The organism is Robiginitalea sp. (assembly GCF_982776155.1).
On sequence record NZ_CEXZKX010000003.1, the window covers coordinates 25,988 to 45,751 of the forward strand.

Below are 19,764 nucleotides of genomic sequence, written 5' to 3' on the forward strand. Positions count from 1 at the left end.
GGTTCGTTAAAGCGGTGAATGGGGGAAAGTATCACCTGTATTTCATCGACAAAAGGATACCATTTGTCTATGGGGCACAAAAAAAGGGATTTTTTTCGCCAAAAACAATACGCTGTTGAAAAATAATGGATTGAGTCACAATTTGTTAACATTCGGTACATGCCAGCACGCCCATAGGGTCGGTTTCCCATATTTCCCGGCGAAATTTCCCGCAACAGACAGGTCCGGAACCCGGTATTTCATTCGGCGGAACCCGGCATTTCTTTGGGAAATCATCAAGAACCCGGCACCCACTCGGCGGCAGCCGATGGCATGCGGGCTATTCCAGCAGCAGGCGATTTTCCGGCAACAGGCCTTATTTGCGCAGAAGGCGTTTGCTGAGTTCCTCCAGGGAGATTCCTTTGGTCTCCGGCATCATGAAATGGACGAATAACAATTGCAGGACCATCATAAAGGCAAAAAATCCGAATACCGGGGCGGGCCCGATCCACGACATCAGGAAGGGTACCGAAGAAGGGATGAGCCATGCGAGGACCCAGTGGACCGAACAGCCAAAGGATTGGCCCGAGCCCCTCAGGTGGTTCGGGAAGACTTCCGAGATAAATACCCAGATCACCGCCCCCTGACCGATGGCGTGGGAGGCGATGAATACAAAGAGGAAAATGGGGACGGCCATCCCGGTCCAGTTAAAGAAGAAGGCAGCCGCCACCAAAGCCAGGGAGACGATATAGCCGAAGGATCCGTAGTACATGAGCGTCCGCCTGCCCAGCCGGTCGATAAGGTAAATGCCCAAAAGCGTAAAAACCAGGTTGGTCACCCCGATGCCAATACTGCTGAGCAGGGCCGTACTCTCTTCAAGGCCTGCCAGCTCAAAGATCCTGGGGGCGTAGTACAGAAATGCATTGATCCCGGAAAACTGGTTGAAAAAGGCAATGAGGAATGCCAGCAGCAGCGGGAAGCGGTATTTTTTCATAAATATCGTTTCGGCCCCTGCCTGTACATTCGCTTCCAGGTCCCTGACGATGTCGCCCACCGATAACTTCAGGCCGAGCTTTTCCAGTATGCCTGCAGCTTCCTCTTCACGGTGTTGGGTGACCAGCCAACGCGGGCTTTTTGGGATGCCAAAGGCAAATGCGGTGTAGATAAGGGCCGGAAAGGCCTCCACGCCCACCATCCACCGCCAGTCGTTGTCGCCTATGCCGTTTAACAGGTAATTCGAAAAGTAGGCCACCAGGATGCCGAATACGATATTGAACTGGTACATGCCCACCAGCCGGCCCCGTTGGTCTGCCGGTGCAATTTCCGAGATATAGGTGGGGGCTGCCACGGTAGACGCCCCGATGCCGATCCCGCCCAGGAAACGAAATATCCCGAAGGTAACCGGGTCGTTGGAAAGGGCCGATCCGATGGCGGATACAGAATACAGCACCCCGATCCAGATGAGCGTGCGCTTCCGGCCAAACCGGTTGGTGGGGAAACCGCCGAAGATCGCCCCGATCACGGTTCCGAATAGGGCCATCCCGATTACTACCGTGCCGTGATAGGCATCCGAAGTTTCCCAGAGCAGCTGCAATTTCTTCTCCGCCCCGCTGATCACCACCGTGTCGAAGCCGAAGAGGAAACCGGCCAGGGCCGCAATCAGGGATATTTTAAAGATTTTGGAATCCATCGCCGATATTTGTTTGGTCAATACCGGTAAAACTACAGAAAAATTGCGGTTAAAGCGCGTGAAGGCTCAGCGCCGTGCAGGTTCATTCCCCACTCCAGCCGCTGCCTGGCAGTCCCGTTCAGCGTGAAAATTTCCCCCTTGGTGTTAACGGCCGGAAACAAGAGCCATACGAGGCCGGAGGGTGTCCTTGGCCTTTCGGGGCGGCCCGGGTGTATCCCGTTCTTTTTGCCGGTTGCGCAACCCGGCCGTATCCGGAGCCGCAGGGGCGGCGTTTTCCTCGTCCGCACGGCGGGACTTCTCGCGCAGGTCGGGGAAGCAGCCCAGGAATATCAGCAAGAGGCCGGCCAGGGCCAGGCGTGCAGCAATTCGAAACATGGAGATAAGGGGTTATCCAATCAATTTACGGATCCCGGCAAGGATTTGGATGCTGGCGCCCGCATTTTTATCGATGTAGTCCCGGTTGATCGCGCCGATTTGCCTGCGGTAGGTGGCGTTGTCCAGGAGTTTCCCGGCGGTTTCTTCAAACTCCAGGGGCCCGGCCACCGGGAGGATGCCTCCGGCTTCCACCAGTGCCTCCGCCTCCCGGAACCCGGCATAGCGCGGCCCGATCAGGACGGGAATGCCAAAGACGGCCGGTTCGAGCGTGTTGTGCAGGCCGGTGGCAAATCCGCCCCCCACATAGGCCAGGTCTGCATAGCTGTAGATCCGGGTCAATAGGCCAATGGTGTCGATCACCAGGATGTTTTCACCGGCGGGGAGACCGGGTTCCCGGGGGGTGTCCCCGGACTTGCCAGAGGCTAATCCCCCGGCCTCCTCCAGACGTTTGGACCACTCGCTGTAGGTTACCGCCCCACTGCCCAGTCGCTTCATCAGTTCACCCACGGTTTTCGAATCCGTTTTGTGCGGGGCAATCACCGCGCAGCAGGTGGCCCCGGCCCGGGCCCGGACAAAAGGAAGGATGGCTTTTTCGTCCTCCGGCCAGGTGCTGCCGGCAACCAGGCAATTCCGCCCTTTGACGAATGCCTCCATAAAGTCCAGGCGGTTGTCGCGGCTCCGGATTTCCATGACCCGGTCCAGGCGCGTGTCCCCGCAGACGGCAATCCGGTGGATCCCGATATCATTTAGCAGGGATGAAGACAACGGATCCTGGACGTAAAATTGCCGCACCCCCTGGAGGGCCCGCCGCATCAATCCGCCATACCATTGAAAGAATACCTGACGCTCCCGGAACCGGGCAGAGAACAAAACGAGCGGGATATCCCGGCTCCGAAGGCCGGCAAAGAAGTTGGGCCAGACCTCGTACTTTACGAAGAGGGCGATATCCGGCCGGGCGCCATCCAGGAATTCCCGGACGTTTTGCCGCGTATCCAGGGGGAGGTAGCAGGTGCCCGCCCCGGGCACCTTCCCTTTTTTCACCTCATATCCGGAAGGGGAGAAGAAGGTCACCAGGAACTGATGGCCGGGATAGGCGACCATGAGCCGCTCCAGGACCGGCAGTCCCTGCTCGAATTCCCCCAGGGAAGCCGTGTGCATCCAGATCAGCGGCCGGCCGGGTTCCCGGAAGGATTCAAGGTAACCCATCACCCCCCGGCGCCCCCTGAGGAAACTCCGGATTTTGGGCGAGAATACGGCCGGGATATGGAGAAAGACCGAGGCCAGGCGAACAGCCAAGTCATACAGGAAATACAACGGCAGCGGGTTTTGGGCTAAATTACGGTTCTTTTGGAATTCCATTGTCCGAGGGGTCCGAATTTTGTAAGTTTGCGATGACAACGCACACCTATGCGAAAAATTCAAATGGTCGACCTCGTGGGCCAGTATGCGGATATACGCGAAGAAGTCAGGAAGTCTTTTGACAGCATCCTGGAATCCGCTGCCTTTATCAACGGGCCCGAGGTAAAAGCATTTCAGGAAGACCTGGAAGCCTACCTTGGGGTTAAACACGTGATTCCCTGCGCCAACGGGACGGATGCCCTGCAAATTGCGATGATGGGCCTCGGGCTGAAACCCGGGGACGAAGTGATCACTGCGGATTTCACCTTCGCCGCCACCGTTGAGGTCATCGCCCTGCTTGGCCTGACCCCTGTTTTGGTGGATGTGGAGCCGGACACCTTCAACATCGATACGGAAGCGGTCCGCAAAGCCATTACGCCCAAGACCCGGGCCATCGTCCCGGTGCATCTTTTCGGGCAATGTGCGGATATGGAGACACTGCTGGAGATTGCCCGCGAACACGATCTGTTCCTCATAGAAGACAACGCCCAGGCCATCGGCGCCAACTACCTGTTCAGCGACGGTCGCCTGCAGAAGGCAGGGGCCATCGGACATGTGGGAGCCACCTCCTTCTTCCCTTCAAAAAACCTGGGCGCCTACGGAGACGGGGGAGCCCTCTTTACGGATGACGATGCGCTTGCGCACCGGATCCGGGGAATCGTCAATCACGGGATGTACCAAAGGTATTACCACGACGTGGTCGGGGTGAATTCCCGCCTGGATTCCCTGCAGGCTGCCGTACTTCGCGCCAAGCTCCCGCACCTGGACCGGTATTGCGAAAAACGCCGCGCGGCGGCCCGGTATTACAACGCCTCCTTCAAAGACCAGGAAGGAATCACCGTGCCAACTACCGTCAGGTCCTGTGAGGGCATATGCGATACCTGCGACTGTCACGTGTTCCACCAATACACCTTGCGCATTGGAGGCGGCAAGCGCGATGCGCTGGCCAAGCGGCTCACCGAGGCGGGTATCCCGCACGGCATCTATTACCCGGTACCCCTGCACCGGCAGAAGGCCTATGCGGATGCGCGTTACAAGGAGTCGGATTTTGCGGTCACCAACCAACTGTCGGAAGAGGTGATTTCCCTGCCAATGCATACGGAGCTGGATGAGGAACAGTTGGCGTATATCTGCCGGACCGTCCTCGAATTTATCGAACAGGCCGAACCCAGCAGCGGGTTGATTTAACAGGTCCATGCAAACATTTAAAAACGCTTAATTCATGAAAGTACTCGTAACCGGGGGGCTGGGCTTTATCGGTTCCCACACGGTGGTGGAATTGCAGCAGGCAGGCCATCAGGTAGTGATTATCGACAACTGTTCCAACGCTTCGGAAGATGTCCTGGACGGGATCTTTGAAATCACCGGGCAGCGGCCGGAATTTGAACGAATGGACCTCCGGGAAAAGGCTGCGGTCAACGATTTTTTTGCACGCCATACGGACCTCGGCGGCGTCATCCATTTCGCGGCCTCCAAGGCCGTGGGGGAAAGCGTCGAGAAGCCCCTGCTCTATTACGAGAACAACATCGGCACGCTGGTTTACCTGCTGCAACAGCTGGTGGCCAGGGGGGGGAGTTCCTTTATCTTCAGTTCTTCCTGCACGGTTTACGGGCAGGCCGACCAAATGCCCATTACCGAAGATGCGCCGGTGAAACCCGCCGAATCGCCCTACGGGAATACGAAACAAATGGGGGAGGAAATCATCCGGGACACCTGCCGGGTACACCCGGAACTCCGGGCGATTTCCCTCCGCTACTTCAATCCGATCGGGGCGCACCCCAGTGCGGCTATCGGGGAGTTGCCCCTGGGGGTACCTGCCAATCTGGTGCCGTTCATTACCCAGACGGCGGCGGGACTGCGGGAGGAATTGTCGGTTTTTGGGGACGATTACCCCACGCCTGACGGCACCTGCATCCGCGATTATATCCATGTGGTGGACCTGGCCCGTGCCCATGTGGTAGCCCTGGAGCGGCTTTTCGGGCAGCAGAACCAGTCCAATTACGAGGTGTTCAACATCGGGACGGGTACGGGGAGTTCCGTGATGGAGGTCATCCGGAGTTTTGAGCGGGTCTCGGGCGAAAAACTGAATTTCAGGGTGGTGGGACGCCGCAGCGGGGATGTGGTTGAAGCCTATGCGGACACCACCCGCGCCAATAACGAATTGGGCTGGAAAGCGGAGTCCTCCCTGGACGATGCCATGGCATCCGCATGGACCTGGGAGAAAAAAGTGCGGAAGCTCTAGGGGGTGGGTCGGATGCCGTAATGCAAAAACTGGCCCCCGTTCCTGACATTCGGTGCGAATTATTGTATTTTTGATAAATTATTTTGCCGGAGGCATAGATTATTTCAGATGGATAGATATTCCTTCTTAAACGCGGCTCATACCGCTTTTTTTTCAGACCTATACGATCGGTACCTCACCCACCCGGACAGTGTTGAGCCCAGTTGGCGCGCATTTTTCCAGGGATTTGATTTCGGGATGGAAAGCGCCCTGGAGGAAATCGGCATCGATGCGGAGGCCGGGGTGGTGCGCACGGCCGGAGGGGATGAAGCGGCCATGCCGCTCTCGCTCAAAAAAGAATTCCAGGTGGTGCGGCTCATCGACGGGTACCGCAGCCGCGGGCACCTGTTTACCCAAACGAACCCGGTAAGGGAGCGGCGCACCTATACGCCTTCCCTGGAAATCGAAAATTTCGGATTGGAGGAATCCGACCTGGAGAAGGTGTTCAGCGCGGGGGATATCATTGGGATCGGCCCGAGCACGCTGCGGGAGATCATCGACCACCTCACGCGGATCTACTGCGACGCCATCGGCGTGGAATACATGTATATCCGCAGCCCGGAGCGGGTAGAGTGGATCCAGCAGTGGCTCAACGTCAATGACAACCACCCGAATTTCAGCCCGGAACGAAAAAAATACATCCTCCGCAAACTCAATGAGGCGGTTTCCTTTGAAGGCTTCCTCCACACAAAATACGTCGGCCAGAAACGTTTTTCCCTGGAAGGGAATGAATCGCTGATCCCGGCGGTGGACGCCATCGTGGAGCGGGCAGCCGAACTGGGCGTCCAACAGTTTGTCATGGGAATGGCCCACCGGGGCCGCCTGAATGTACTCACAAATATTTTCGGGAAACCCGCAACCGATATCTTCAGCGAATTCGAAGGCAAGGACTACGAACAGGAAATTTTTGACGGGGACGTGAAATACCACCTGGGGTGGACCTCCATGCGGAAGACGAATTCCGGGGATAGCATCAATATGAACATTGCGCCCAACCCCTCCCACCTGGAAACGGTTGGGGCGGTGGTTGAAGGGATTACCCGGGCCAAACAGGACCGGCACTTCCCCGAGGATTTTTCCAAGGTCCTGCCAATCGTGGTCCACGGGGACGCCGCCATCGCCGGCCAGGGCATTGCCTACGAGGTGGTACAGATGGCCGGCCTGGACGGGTACGGCACGGCCGGTACGATCCACATTGTGGTCAATAACCAGATCGGCTTTACCACGAATTATCTGGACGGGCGTACCTCCACGTACTGCACGGACGTGGGGAAGGTGACCCTGAGCCCGGTACTCCACATCAATGCGGACGATGCGGAAGCCGTTGTGCACGCTGCCCTCTTTGCCCTGGAATACCGGATGAAATTCAGGCGGGATGTATTCCTGGACCTGTTGGGTTACCGCAAATACGGCCACAACGAAGGGGATGAGCCGCGGTTTACGCAGCCCAAGCTCTACAAGGCCATCGCCAAGCACCAAAACCCCCGGGATATTTATGCGGAACGGCTGATGTCCGAAGGCGTTATCGATGCGGACTTTGTCAAAAAGCTGGAAGAGGACTACAAAGCGAAGCTGGAGGAAGAACTCCGGGACAGCAAGAAGGAAGATAAAACGCGGATTACCGCCTTTATGGCCGACGAATGGGACGGGTTTGAAAATGTCCGGGAATGGGAAATGATGGAGCCGGTGGAAACAGGGGTCCCGAAGGACAAGCTGGAAGCGGTTGCCCGGGTGATTACCCAACTCCCGGAAGACAAAAAATTCCTGCGCAAGGTAGACAAGCTCGTCAAGGAGCGCCACAAGATGTTCTTTGAAACCAACCGCCTGGATTGGGCCATGGGGGAGTTGCTCGCCTATGGCACGCTCCTGCAGGAGGGATTCGACGTGCGGATTTCCGGGCAGGACGTGGAGCGGGGGACATTCTCCCACCGCCACGCGGTGATGAAGGTGGAAGAAAGCGAGGAAGAGGTCTTGCTGCTGAACCATATCTCGGAGGAACAGGGCGATTTCCAGATCTACAATTCCCTGCTTTCCGAGTACGGGGTGGTTGGATTCGAATACGGGTACGCCATGGCGAGCCCGAACACGCTCACCATATGGGAAGCCCAGTTCGGGGATTTCAGCAACGGCGCCCAGATCATGATCGACCAGTATCTCTCGGCAGCGGAAGACAAATGGAAGTTGCAGAACGGCCTGGTGCTTTTCCTGCCCCACGGCTATGAAGGCCAGGGTGCGGAACACTCTTCGGCCCGGATGGAGCGCTACCTGCAATTGTGCGCCCGGGACAATATGTATGTGGCTGATGTCAGTACCCCGGCCAACCTGTTTCACCTGCTCCGGCGCCAGATGCTGGTCAACTTCCGCAAACCGCTGGTGGTTTTCACCCCGAAGAGCCTGCTCCGGCATGCAAAATGCGTCTCCACGGTAGAGGAACTTGCGGAAGGCCGGTTCCAGGAAGTGATCGACGATGCCGGGGCATCGGTTAAAAAGGTCAAATCCCTGGTATTCTGTACGGGGAAATTTTATTACGACCTGCTCGCAGCCCGGGAGGAACTGGGCAGGGAGGATGTGGCCCTGGTCCGCCTGGAACAATTGTTCCCGCTGCCGGTGGTGCAGATGGAGGAGCTTATCGAGAAATATTCCCATGCGGAAGACCTGGTTTGGGCACAGGAGGAACCCAGGAACATGGGTGCCTGGAGCCACCTGATGATGCACTTCCCGGATGCCTCGCGTTTCCGCGTGGCTTCGCGGCGCTTTTACGCTTCCCCGGCAGCGGGCAGCCCGGCGCGCTCCAAGATGCGGCACCAGCAGGTAATCGATTATGTTTTCGATCCGAAAAAAGACAATATGAGCCGGCCGGTTCCTGCGGATGTGGCAACGGACGAAGAATGACCCGGGCGGCCGCCGGCAAAATACCATTGGGATAGGAAACAGTAAGATTTTGTTTCACACAGCAACTGAAAAAATACAAAAAGAGGAAATCGCATGATTCTAGAAATGAAAGTACCTTCTCCGGGCGAATCCATCACGGAAGTGGAAATTGCCCAATGGCTCGTTTCGGACGGGGACTACGTCGAAAAGGACCAGGCCATTGCCGAGGTGGACTCCGACAAGGCCACCCTGGAGTTGCCCGCCGAGGAAAGCGGGGTGATCACCTTGAAAGCCGAAGAAGGGGATGCCGTGGCCGTTGGCGAAGTCGTTTGCCTGATCGATACGGATGCGGAAAAGCCGGACGCTTCCGGGGGCAAAGACCAGGAAGGCAGCGCCGGAACGGATTCCGTGGGCAAGGGGGATGAAGGCTCTGGCGGAAACGCCGAAAAGGAACTCGACAAGCAAAAAGAACAGGCAGGCCAGGCCGGGGGATCAAAGGCCCCGCAACCCAGGCAGGCCAAGGAAACCTATGCTTCCGGGGTTGCATCGCCTGCAGCGAAGAAGATCCTCGATGAAAAAGGCATCGACCCGGCATCCGTGAAGGGCTCTGGAAAAGACGGCCGCATTACCAAGGACGACGCCGTTAAAGCCGTGCCTTCCATGGGCAGCCCCGGAGGTGGATCCCGCGGGGAGTCCCGGAGCAAACTTTCCATGTTGCGGCGCAAGGTGGCCGAACGCCTGGTATCCGCCAAAAACGAAACAGCCATGCTGACGACCTTCAACGAGGTGGACATGTCTGCGGTATTCGATATCCGTGCGGAACACAAGGAAGCTTTTAAGGAGAAGCACGGGGTGGGACTCGGCTTTATGTCGTTCTTCACCAAAGCCGTGATCCGGGCGCTCCAACAGTTCCCGGCGGTGAATTCCATGATCGACGGCAAGGAAATGATTACCTACGATTACTGCGATATCAGCATCGCCGTGTCCGGACCGAAAGGCTTGATGGTGCCGGTGATCCGCAATGCGGAAAACCTGAGTTTCCGCGGCATCGAAGAAGAGGTCAAGCGATTGGCGCTCCGGGCCCGCGACGGACAGATCACCGTTGACGAAATGACCGGGGGTACCTTTACAATCTCCAACGGCGGCGTCTTCGGTTCGATGCTCTCCACCCCGATCATCAACCCGCCCCAGAGCGGTATCCTGGGGATGCACAACATCGTCGAACGGGCCATCGTCCGCGACGGCGCCATCGCCATCGCGCCGGTAATGTACGTGGCGCTTTCCTACGACCACCGGATTATCGACGGGAAGGAATCTGTCGGATTCCTCGTGGCTATTAAGGAGGCGATCGAGAACCCGGTGGAACACCTCATGGACGGGGACCTGAAAAAAGCGTTGGAGCTCTAGCCGGTACCCCGGCATCGGTATTCTCGGATACCGGAAACAAAAACGGATTAATTATTGCGATGCCCCGGCCCCGGCCGGGGTTTTTATTTGAGATAGAGGTTGCAGGAATCGTAGTCGATGACTGCCTTGCCGCCGTGCAGGATATCCGCCCCGAGGATGCCGTCCACGGGGGGTTCGTCCTGGCTTTCCAGGGCCTGGTTCACATGGCTGAGGTCAAAGAGGACAACCTGCATGTCCGGGCGTTCCCAACCTTCCAGCGCCAGGGTGTTCCCATCGGAAACCAGGGTCTCCATATCTACTGCTCCTGCCCCTGCGGCCCGGATCTCGGAGATTTCGGTAAGCAGGCGGAAGCGCTCCGTCCGGTCGAGCCCCACGCAGGTATTGGAGGCCCCGGTATCCAGGATAAAACGGCCGGTCACCCCGTTCAGGGAACCGGAGAGCGCCAGGTGGTCGGTGCGGGTGCGTTCCAGGGGCATTGCGCTGAAGCCGCGGTCCAGCAGGAACTTTTTAAGGGTGCCCATGAGATTTTTTGATAAAGATAATCCTATTTTTGCGCCGTGACCCTGACAGATACACACGCCCATTTATACGTGGAAGCTTTTGACGAGGACCGGGCCCGGATGATGGCCCGTGCCCGGGCCGAAGGCGTGGAGCGGTTTTTTATCCCCGCCATCGACTCCGCCTATACGGAGCGGATGCGGGATTTGCGGGAAGCTTACCCGGATGAGGTTTTCCTCATGTGCGGTCTGCACCCCACCCACGTGAAGGAGGATTTTGAGGCAGAACTCCGGCATGTCGAACGCGAACTGGACCGCGGGGGCTACGTGGCCGTCGGGGAGATCGGGATTGACCTGTACTGGGACCAAACCCGGCTCGAAGCCCAGCAGGAAGCCTTTCGCCGGCAGATCCGGATGGCAAAATCCCGGGGGCTGCCAATTGTTATCCATTGCCGGGAAGCCTTTGACGAAATTTTTGAAATCCTCGCCGAATGCCAGGGGCCGGACCTGCGCGGCATCTTCCACTGCTTTACCGGAACGCTGGAACAGGCCCGGCTCGCCCTGGCCTACGGGATGAAGCTCGGGATTGGCGGGGTGGCTACCTTTAAGAACGGGAAGATCGACCAGTTCCTGGACGAGCTCCCCCTGGAATCGCTGGTGCTGGAAACCGATTCGCCCTACCTGGCGCCGACGCCCCACCGGGGTAAACGCAATGAACCCGCCTACCTGAAATTCGTGGTTTCCCGCCTGTCGGAAATCTACGGGATTCCCGAAGCGCGCATCGCAGAAATCACGACGGAGACTTCCCGGGAGGTCTTTGGCGTTTAAAAAGTACGTCTTATGGCCAGAAACGGCACCGGCATCTTGCTCATCTACACGGGGGGAACCATCGGAATGGTCCGCGACTACGGGTCGGGATCCCTCCGCGCCTTCGACTTCAACAACCTGCTCCAACAGATACCCGAGCTGCACCAGCTCGATTGCCGGATCGATACGGTGGCCTTTGCCAACCCGATCGACTCCTCAAACATGGATCTGCCGCACTGGCAACAACTCGCCACCCTGATCGGGGAGCATTACGACCGGTACGACGGCTTCGTCGTTTTACACGGCAGCGATACGATGAGCTACACGGCTTCGGCCCTGAGCTTCATGCTCGAGAACCTCGCCAAGCCCGTTATCCTGACGGGATCCCAGCTTCCCATCGGCGACCTGCGCACCGATGCGAAGGAAAACCTGATTACCTCCATTCAGATTGCCGCCCTGTCGGAAGGGGGCGAGCCCCTGGTCCGCGAGGTCTGCCTGTATTTTGAGTACAAATTGTTCCGCGGCAACCGGACGACCAAGGTCAATACAGAGCACTTCGAAGCCTTTGATTCCCCGAACTACCCGCCCCTGGCAGTGTCCGGCGTCCACCTGAAGGTCCGGAAGGAAGCGCTTTGGCGCACCCCCAGAAAAAGCGCCCTCAAGGTGCGCACGGACCTCGTGAACCAGGTAGGGGTGGTGCGGCTCTTCCCCGGGATGCACCCGGACTGGCTGCGCCACCAGCTCGGTGCCCCCGGTTTGAAAGGGGTGGTACTGGAAACGTTCGGGGCCGGGAATGCCCCGTCGGCCCCCTGGCTCCTGGATGCCCTGAGGGAAGCGGCCGGCCGGGGATTGCACATCGTAAACGTAACCCAGTGCAGCGGGGGCTCCGTTTTGATGGGGCGTTACGAAACCAGTTCGGGCCTGCTGGATATACCGCTGATCGACGGACGGGACATTACGTCGGAAGCCGCCCTGGCCAAGCTCATGTACCTGCTCGGTTCGTCGGTTTCCCCTAAGTCCTTCAAAACCATATTTGAATCCCCGCTACGGGGTGAGATGTCCCAAAATTAACCGGGCAAAATTTCATATAATCCTAAATTTTTTGTTTATTGGGCACCCCGTTTTTCGGGTATTTTAGAGAGGTGGCCGAGTGGTCGAAGGCGCACGCCTGGAAAGTGTGTATGCACCAAAAGTGCATCGAGGGTTCGAATCCCTTCCTCTCTGCACAAAAGGGAATCACCGCCGCACCGCGGCGGTGATGCTCTCAAAACAAGCGCCGTCAAAAGCCCGCTTTTGAAAGTCGCGGTTTTGAGAGCATACCGGTCGGCGCAGCCGAACGGAGATTCCCATGCTTGTCCGGCACACTGATAGAGGTTGAGGGATCAGCGCAGCTAATCCCGGAGGCGGATTGAAATGATGAAGGGGGGAAACCGGTCGGCGCAGCCGAACGGAGATTCCCATGCTTGTCCGGCACACTGAAAGAGGTTGAGGGATCAGCGCAGCTAATCCCGGAGGCGGTTTTGAAAGATTCACAAGGATTTTCTGAACCAGGCTGAATATATGCTGAAAACCCTCGGGTTTTTTAAGGATTCCGGGGCCTGGAGCCCCTGATTTTAGTTTTTTAATTCCAATTTTTTGTTATCTTTAACCCTAATAACTAATCTAAATTTAAGTTTGAAAAAATGAAAAAATTATTCTCATTCCTGGCTCTGGCTGGGCTATTTGTCCTCGGAACAAATACGGTAAGCGCTAAAGCGCCAGCAATCCTTTCAAACCTGTCTTCAACCCTGACTACAGCGACTGTTATGCTACAGGACGATGCAGCTGCTGCCGACGACAGAGGATTTACCCAGGTTCTTAAAGAACAATTCATCCAGGGGGGTGCCGGATTCATGGGCATCGTACTGCTCTGTCTGATTCTCGGACTGGCGGTAGCCATCGAGCGGATCATATACCTCAATATGGCCAGCACGAACACGACCAAGCTGAAGCAACAGGTAGAAGATGCGCTGGCTTCCGGCGGTGTTGAAGCGGCCAAGGAAGTTTGCCGCAACACCAAGGGCCCCGTTGCCTCCATCTACTATCAGGGTCTCGACCGGGCCGGTGAGAGTATTGAATCTGCCGAGAAGGCGGTAGTTGCCTACGGCGGGGTTCAGATGGGACAACTCGAGAAAAACGTATCCTGGCTTTCACTCTTTATCGCCATTGCCCCGATGCTTGGGTTCATGGGAACGGTAATCGGTATGATCCAGGCCTTCCAGAAAATTAGCGCAGTAGGTAACCTGAGTGCTTCCCTGATTGCCGGGGATATCCAGGTAGCCCTGTTGACGACGGTATTCGGTCTGATTACTGCGATCATCCTTCAGATCTTCTACAACTACATCATTGCCAAGATCGACAGCATCGTCAATGATATGGAAGATTCATCGATCATCCTGATCGATATGCTGGTTGATCACAAGAAGTAAGTCGGACGCCTAATACCATAGAACATGCATAAGATTGTAAAAATATTATTGATAGTTCTGGGAGCGATTGCAGCCATTCTGTGGTTTATGCTTCCCGAAAGCGAAATGCCGGCTTCCGAGGCGATTGACAGCGGTGCCATGAACGGGATGTTTATCATCATGTACATCCTGTTGGGAATCGCAGTGGTCTCCAGCCTGTTGTTCGCACTTAAAAACCTGTTCTCCAACCCGGCGAGCCTGAAAAAGACGTTGTTTGTCATCGTCGGCTTCCTGCTGGTAGTCGCCATCGCCTATGTCCTGTCGGACGGGGCAGACGGCACCGTTGAGGAAATGGCGGGAAGAGGCGTGACAACCACCGAGAGTACCGTGAAGAATATCGGCGCAGGCCTCAATATGTTCTTCATCCTGGTGATTATCGCCGTAGCTTCCATGCTGTGGGGAGGGATCAAGAAAATGTCGAATAAGTAAATCCAAGGAATATGCCTAGAAGAGGAGCACCACCGGAAGTAAATGCAGGGTCCATGGCGGATATCGCCTTCCTGCTGTTGATCTTTTTCCTTGTAACCACCACCATTGAAACCGACGCGGGGCTGGACCGTATGTTGCCGCCCATCGAGCCGCCGGAAGAGGATGTGGTGATTAAACAGAAGAACATCTTCACGGTGAATATCAACAAGAACGGTCAGTTGCTCGTCGAAGAGGAGCTTACGGAGTTGCAGGACCTGAGAGAAAAAGCCATGGCCTTTCTGGACAATGGCGGAGACGGAACCTGCAATTACTGCAAAGGCGCCGGGGATGAGGCATCATCGGATAACCCGGGCAAGGCGATTATTTCGCTCAAGAACGACCGGGAGACCCGTTACGGCACATATATTACGGTTCAGAACGAACTGGTAGGTGCCTATAACGAGCTCAGGAACCGGGAGGCACAGAGGTTGTACGGCCGGGATTTTACGGATATGGAAGCGGAGTATCTCAATCCCGAAACCGACGAGGATGTCCGGGAAGAACTGAAGGAAAAGGTGTTGCGTGTGCAGGAACTCTTCCCTCAGAAACTTTCGGAGGCCGAGACAACTTCAAATTAAAAAAGACGAGACATGGCTAAGTTTAATAAGAAAAAAGACGGCGACATCCCGGCGGTATCCACGGCATCGCTGCCGGATATTGTTTTCATGCTGCTGTTCTTCTTCATGACGGTTACCACCATGAAGGACAATACGCTGATGGTGGACAATACGTTGCCCAATGCGAGTGAAACCAAGAAGCTGGAAAAGAAGGACCGGGTAATTTACATTTATGTGGGGAAACCCACTACCCAGTACCAGAAGACCTTTGGTACCGAGCCCAAAATCCAGTTGAATGACAAGTTTGCCAGTGTATCCGAAGTCGGGGATTACATCCTGCAGGAACGGGCCAAGAAGCCCCAGGATATCCAGAATGTGCTGACCACGGCACTCAAGGTAGACAAGGAGGCCAATATGGGCCTGATATCGGATATCAAACAGGAACTGCGCAAGGTTAATGCCCTGAAGGTCAATTATACGACCTACGAAGGGGATGCCTTCCGGAATATCCAGTAGGAGTCATTTTTTCAAAACCAATTTAGATGTAAAAAACGCTTCAGTCTTTGAAGCGTTTTTTTTATGTTGTACATATGAAAGCCCGAATCGCCACTTTCATCCTGCTATTTTGCCTGGTCCCTGTTATCGGTCAGGAAGGCAATCCCACGGGCACGGATCTTCCGAAGGACTCCCTGGATACCGGGGCGCCCCTCATCGATTCGGAATACCTGGAAGACCAGTTCTACGTCGGGTTCTCCTTTAACCTGCTCCTGAACCAGCCGGAAGGAGTCTCCCAGAATAACCTGATATCCTACGGGATCTATATGGGGTTTATCAAGGACCTTCCCATCAACCCGAAGCGTACCCTGGCCCTGGGAATCGGATTGGGATATGGCGTGAACTCCTATTACAGCAACCTCAGGGCCATTCAGAATGGCGAGGATTTCCAGTACATCATCCTGGACGAGGAGGACTCCTACAAGCGGAATAAAATCGAGACCCACCTGGTGGAATTGCCCGTGCAGTTCCGATGGCGGAATTCCACGGCAACGGATTACAGTTTCTGGCGCATCTATACCGGATTCAAACTGGGGTATGTGGTCGGATCCAGGTCCAAATTTGTCACCTCGGAATTTAAAGACAGTTTTTACAACACGGATACAGACAATTTCCGCTACGGCCTGACGCTGAATATCGGTTACAATACGATAAACTTCCACGTGTACTACGGCCTGAACAACCTGTTTGAAAGCGATGTCCCCGGGCCTGACGGCGCCGACCTGGACATGGTGCCCCTGCGGATCGGGTTGATCTTTTACATCCTTTAGAACCAGAAACGGACCAGGATCAGCTGGGATACCAGGCCAATCAGCCAGCCTGTGAGGACGGAGGCGCGTCCGTGAACCTGCAGGTAGAGGCGGGCAGTCCCGACCAGACCCGTACAGAGCGTACAGGCGCTGATAGCCAGGACGATGTTTTTTTCAAAATGGATGCTCAGGGAAATCAGGTACATCAGCAACGTGCCGACGCCCGCCATGTGGAGGCTTACCGGTTTGCCTGCCAGGGCCAGCAGCAGGGAGGCAACCGTGGCGATGATCATCCCGAGGAAATAGAAGTACAGTTCCGCCGCGTAGTTGTTCGGGATCACCCGGAACAAAACCATCAGGAGCAGGACCAGAAAAATCAGCAGCGGATAGATGCGTTCCTGGGGCCGCAAGAGGCGGGAGGTTTGCATCATGCCCAGGTTACGCAGGATGAGCATGCTGATTACCGGGATGATTACCGTGAGGATGAAGACCGGCAGGACGTTGCCGCTTTGCATCTCCAGCGGGCTGAATTTGGGGGTGATTCGGAAATACAGGACCGTGCCATAGAGCGGGATCAGCAGCGGGTGGAACAGGTAGCTGACGAGCTGGCTGAAGAAGCGCATTATATTTCTTTTCGGAGTCTCGCCACCGGGATGCCCAGTTGTTCGCGATACTTGGCGATGGTCCGTCGGGCAATCGGGTAGCCTTTCTCCTTGAGGATTTTTGCGAGCTTGTCGTCCGTGAGCGGTTTCCGTTTGTTTTCCTCACCCACCACGGTTTCCAGGATCTTTTTGATCTCCTTGGTAGAGACATCTTCCCCCTGTTCGTTCTTGATGGACTCCGAAAAGTACTCCTTGATGAGCCGGGTCCCGTATGGCGTGTCCACGTATTTGCTGTTGGCCACCCGGGATACCGTCGACACGTCCATCCCAATCTGGTCGGCGATATCTTTCAGGATCATCGGTTTCAGGTTGCGCTCATCGCCCGTCATAAAATATTCCCGCTGGTATTCCATGATGGCATTCATGGTCACATACAGGGTTTGCTGCCGCTGTTTGATAGCGTCGATAAACCACTTGGCCGCATCGAGTTTCTGCTTTATGAACATCACGGCGTCCTTCTGCTGTTTCGATTTGTCCCTGGCATTTTTATACCCGGCCAGCATATTGCTGTATTCCCTTGAAACATGCAGCTCGGGGGCGTTCCTGCCGTTGAGGCTCAACTCGAGTTCCCCGTCCACTATCCGGATGGTAAAATCCGGTACTACGTGTTCCACGATTTTGGTGCCGCCCGAATAGGATCCGCCGGGTTTCGGGTTGAGTTTCTCGATTTCCCCTATGGCTTCCCGAAGCGCCTCCTCCCCGATATCGTGTTTTTGGAGGAGCTTTTTATAGTGTTTCTTGCTGAAGTGGTCAAAGGATTTCCGGAGGATCTCAATGGCCATCTCCACGGCAGGGGAGGGCTCCTTCCGCTCCAGTTGCAGCAACAGGCATTCCTCCAGGGAACGGGCGCCCACCCCGGGCGGGTCGAGCTGCTGTACCTTTTGGAGCACTTTTTCAATGGTGGCCTCGTCGGTGTAAACGTTCTGCGTAAATGCCAGGTCGTCCATGATGTCGGCCACGGGGCGCCGGATGTAACCGCTTTCATCCACGCTGCCCACCAGGAATTCCGCGATGGTCCATTCCTGGTCATCCAGGTACTCCGTATTGAGCTGGTTGAGCAGGTGCTGTGTAAAGGATATGCCCGCTGCATAGGGCACCTGCCGGTCCGAGTCGTCTTCGCTGTAGTTGTTGGCCCGGGTACGGTAATCGGGTATTTCGTCGTCGCCCAGGTAGTCGTCGATGTTGATGTCTTCCGCCTCGATCCGTTCGCTGTCCTCGGATTCGTCAAAGGTGTCGGCGTATTCGTCCTCCAGGGTGCCCGTGTCTTCCTTCCCGCTTTCCAGGGCCGGATTTTCCTCCATTTCCTGCTTAAGCCGCTGTTCAAAAGCGAGTGTCGGCAGCTGGATCAGCTTCATCAGCTGGATCTGCTGGGGCGACAGCTTCTGTGACAGTTTTAATTGCAGGTGTTGTTTCAGCATGGGATTGGAAGTAGTCCGGAGTCTTCAGGGTTTGATTTAAAATTACGCAAAAGCGATCAGAATTCTGCGTTCTGTGGCGTTCGGGGGAAGGGGATTACGTCCCGGATGTTCCCCATGCCGGTCGCAAATTGCACCAGGCGTTCAAAGCCCAGGCCAAAGCCGCTGTGGACGGCCGTCCCGAAGCGACGCAGGTCCAGGTACCACCAGAGTTCTTTTTCGTCTATGCCCAGTTGCTGCATCTTTTCCTGCAGGACATCCAGGCGTTCTTCCCGCTGGGAACCCCCGACGATTTCCCCGATCCCCGGAAACAGGATGTCCATGGCCCGGACGGTTTTCCCATCGTCGTTCAGCCGCATGTAGAAGGCCTTGATTTCTGCCGGGTAGTTAAACAAAATCACCGGGCACTGGAAGTGTTTTTCCACCAGGTAGCGCTCGTGCTCGCTTTGTAAATCGGCGCCCCAGGCGTCTATGGGGTACTGGAATTTCTTTTTCTTGTTGGGCTTGCTGTTTCGCAGGATTTCGATAGCCTCCGTATAGGTAACCCGCTTAAACGGCTGGTCCGTGACAAAGCGCAGTTTTTCAATCAGCCCCATGCCCGAGCGTTCGGCCTGCGGTTTCCGCTTTTCTTCATCCTCCAGGCGTTTATCCAGAAAGGCCAGGTCTTCCTCGCAATGCTTCAGGACATAGCGGATAACCTCCTGGATGAAATCCTCCGCCAGGTCCATGTTCGCATCCAGGTCGTAAAAGGCCATCTCGGGTTCGATCATCCAGAACTCGGCCAGGTGGCGGGAGGTATTGGAGTTTTCCGCCCGGAAGGTGGGGCCGAAGGTATAGACCTTGCCCAGGGCCATGGCGTACGCCTCGGCTTCCAATTGACCCGAAACCGTCAGGTTTGTTTCCTTTCCGAAAAAGTCTTCCCCGAAATCCACATTGCCGGACTCGTCCCTGGGGGGTGTCAGCGGATCGAGGGTGCTCACCCGGAACATCTCCCCGGCCCCTTCCGCATCGGATCCGGTGATGATCGGGGCGTGAAAATAGTAGAACCCGTTCCTGGTGAAATACTCGTGTACGCCAAAGGCCAGGGCGGAACGCACCCGCATCACCGCGGCGAACGTATTGGTGCGGATTCGCAGGTGGGCCTGCTCCCGGAGAAATTCCATGGAGTGTTTCTTGGGCTGAATCGGATAGCTTTCCGGGTCGGCATCCCCGTGGATTTCCAGCTGGCTTACCTGTACCTCCACCTTTTGGCCGCGGCCCTGGCTTTCCACGAGCGTTCCCCGAACGGTCAGGGCTGCCCCGGTGTTGATCCGGCGGAGTGTTGCCTCGTCAAAATTTTCAAAATCCACGACACATTGCAGGTTCTGCAGCGTCGACCCGTCGTTCAGGGCGATGAAGCGGTTGGAACGAAAGGTTCGGACCCAGCCGGATACGCTGACTTCACTGAGCAACGGGGCTTCGCTGAGGATGGATCGTATACGCGTCATATTTCCTTTTTGTCTGTCGGTTAAACAGCGTCAAAGATACGGTATTGATGCAAACTGTG

18 protein-coding genes and 1 tRNA gene are annotated in these 19,764 nt (G+C 56.1%); 12 read left to right on the forward strand and 7 right to left on the reverse strand.

Annotation, left to right across the window (positions count from 1 at the left end; translation table 11 throughout):
- Positions 1–355: 355 nt before the first annotated feature.
- The 3 genes from AC3DKS_RS05935 to AC3DKS_RS05945 form a co-directional block, all read right to left on the reverse strand.
- Positions 356–1,669 (reverse strand): sugar porter family MFS transporter, encoded by a 1,314-nt coding sequence (locus AC3DKS_RS05935; RefSeq protein ID WP_012813709.1) that lies wholly within the window; start codon positions 1,667–1,669, stop codon positions 356–358.
- Positions 1,670–1,813: 144 nt separating this feature from the next.
- A complete protein-coding gene (locus tag AC3DKS_RS05940; protein ID WP_272607625.1) occupies positions 1,814–2,044 on the reverse strand; it encodes a hypothetical protein in 231 nt (76 codons plus the stop codon).
- A gap of 12 nt (positions 2,045–2,056) precedes the next feature.
- Positions 2,057–3,358, reverse strand: coding sequence for a 3-deoxy-D-manno-octulosonic acid transferase (locus AC3DKS_RS05945; protein ID WP_272607624.1), 1,302 nt, complete (start codon positions 3,356–3,358; stop codon positions 2,057–2,059).
- A 93-nt stretch (positions 3,359–3,451) separates the two neighbouring features.
- Between AC3DKS_RS05945 and AC3DKS_RS05950 the strand changes: the two genes are divergently transcribed.
- The 4 genes from AC3DKS_RS05950 to odhB all read left to right on the forward strand — a co-directional run bounded on the left by AC3DKS_RS05950 (position 3,452) and on the right by odhB (position 10,001).
- Positions 3,452–4,630 carry a DegT/DnrJ/EryC1/StrS family aminotransferase gene (locus AC3DKS_RS05950; RefSeq protein WP_272607623.1) on the forward strand — a complete coding sequence of 393 codons (1,179 nt, stop codon included), beginning with the start codon at positions 3,452–3,454 and terminating at the stop codon, positions 4,628–4,630.
- A gap of 34 nt (positions 4,631–4,664) precedes the next feature.
- The gene (gene galE / locus AC3DKS_RS05955; protein WP_474732032.1) at positions 4,665–5,684 is read left to right on the forward strand and encodes a UDP-glucose 4-epimerase GalE; all 1,020 of its coding nucleotides are present in this window, start codon (positions 4,665–4,667) and stop codon (positions 5,682–5,684) included.
- A gap of 108 nt (positions 5,685–5,792) precedes the next feature.
- A complete protein-coding gene (locus tag AC3DKS_RS05960; protein WP_012813704.1) occupies positions 5,793–8,615 on the forward strand; it encodes a 2-oxoglutarate dehydrogenase E1 component in 2,823 nt (940 codons plus the stop codon).
- Positions 8,616–8,708: 93 nt separating this feature from the next.
- A complete protein-coding gene (gene odhB / locus AC3DKS_RS05965) occupies positions 8,709–10,001 on the forward strand; it encodes a 2-oxoglutarate dehydrogenase complex dihydrolipoyllysine-residue succinyltransferase (RefSeq protein WP_012813703.1) in 1,293 nt (430 codons plus the stop codon).
- 83 nt (positions 10,002–10,084) lie between these two features.
- On the opposite strand, the gene AC3DKS_RS05970 is transcribed toward odhB, so the two are convergent.
- A complete protein-coding gene (locus tag AC3DKS_RS05970) occupies positions 10,085–10,522 on the reverse strand; it encodes a retropepsin-like aspartic protease (RefSeq protein WP_012813702.1) in 438 nt (145 codons plus the stop codon).
- 36 nt (positions 10,523–10,558) lie between these two features.
- Here AC3DKS_RS05970 and AC3DKS_RS05975 point away from each other — a divergent pair, with 36 nt between their 5' ends.
- The 8 genes from AC3DKS_RS05975 (at position 10,559) to AC3DKS_RS06010 (ending at position 16,162) form a co-directional block, all read left to right on the forward strand.
- Entirely contained in the window at positions 10,559–11,326 is a 768-nt protein-coding gene (locus AC3DKS_RS05975) for a TatD family hydrolase (RefSeq protein WP_012813701.1), read from the forward strand.
- 12 nt (positions 11,327–11,338) lie between these two features.
- Complete coding sequence (locus AC3DKS_RS05980; protein WP_012813700.1) at positions 11,339–12,376, forward strand: asparaginase; 1,038 nt, start codon at positions 11,339–11,341, stop codon at positions 12,374–12,376.
- A gap of 65 nt (positions 12,377–12,441) precedes the next feature.
- Positions 12,442–12,529, forward strand: a tRNA-Ser gene (locus AC3DKS_RS05985).
- A 458-nt stretch (positions 12,530–12,987) separates the two neighbouring features.
- A complete protein-coding gene (locus tag AC3DKS_RS05990; RefSeq protein ID WP_041326870.1) occupies positions 12,988–13,773 on the forward strand; it encodes a MotA/TolQ/ExbB proton channel family protein in 786 nt (261 codons plus the stop codon).
- Positions 13,774–13,797: 24 nt separating this feature from the next.
- Positions 13,798–14,241, forward strand: coding sequence for a hypothetical protein (locus AC3DKS_RS05995; protein WP_041326869.1), 444 nt, complete (start codon positions 13,798–13,800; stop codon positions 14,239–14,241).
- A gap of 11 nt (positions 14,242–14,252) precedes the next feature.
- Positions 14,253–14,858, forward strand: a complete 606-nt coding sequence (locus AC3DKS_RS06000; RefSeq protein ID WP_041326868.1) for an ExbD/TolR family protein — start codon at positions 14,253–14,255, stop codon at positions 14,856–14,858.
- Positions 14,859–14,870: 12 nt separating this feature from the next.
- Positions 14,871–15,353: an ExbD/TolR family protein gene (locus tag AC3DKS_RS06005; RefSeq protein ID WP_012813696.1), complete on the forward strand. Its 483-nt coding sequence runs from the start codon at positions 14,871–14,873 to the stop codon at positions 15,351–15,353.
- A 74-nt stretch (positions 15,354–15,427) separates the two neighbouring features.
- A complete protein-coding gene (locus AC3DKS_RS06010; RefSeq protein WP_148214253.1) occupies positions 15,428–16,162 on the forward strand; it encodes a porin family protein in 735 nt (244 codons plus the stop codon).
- Here AC3DKS_RS06010 and AC3DKS_RS06015 read toward each other — a convergent pair.
- The 3 genes from AC3DKS_RS06015 to asnS are packed head-to-tail and all read right to left on the reverse strand — an operon-like array spanning position 16,159 to position 19,705.
- Entirely contained in the window at positions 16,159–16,764 is a 606-nt protein-coding gene (locus AC3DKS_RS06015) for a hypothetical protein (protein ID WP_272607617.1), read from the reverse strand. The two genes, AC3DKS_RS06010 and AC3DKS_RS06015, sit on opposite strands and share 4 nt — an antisense overlap.
- The gene (gene rpoN / locus AC3DKS_RS06020) at positions 16,764–18,221 is read right to left on the reverse strand and encodes an RNA polymerase factor sigma-54 (protein ID WP_012813693.1); all 1,458 of its coding nucleotides are present in this window, start codon (positions 18,219–18,221) and stop codon (positions 16,764–16,766) included. Before rpoN ends, AC3DKS_RS06015 begins: the two co-directional genes overlap by 1 nt.
- 56 nt (positions 18,222–18,277) lie before the next feature.
- The gene (asnS, locus tag AC3DKS_RS06025) at positions 18,278–19,705 is read right to left on the reverse strand and encodes an asparagine--tRNA ligase (protein ID WP_272607616.1); all 1,428 of its coding nucleotides are present in this window, start codon (positions 19,703–19,705) and stop codon (positions 18,278–18,280) included.
- Positions 19,706–19,764: the final 59 nt, after the last annotated feature.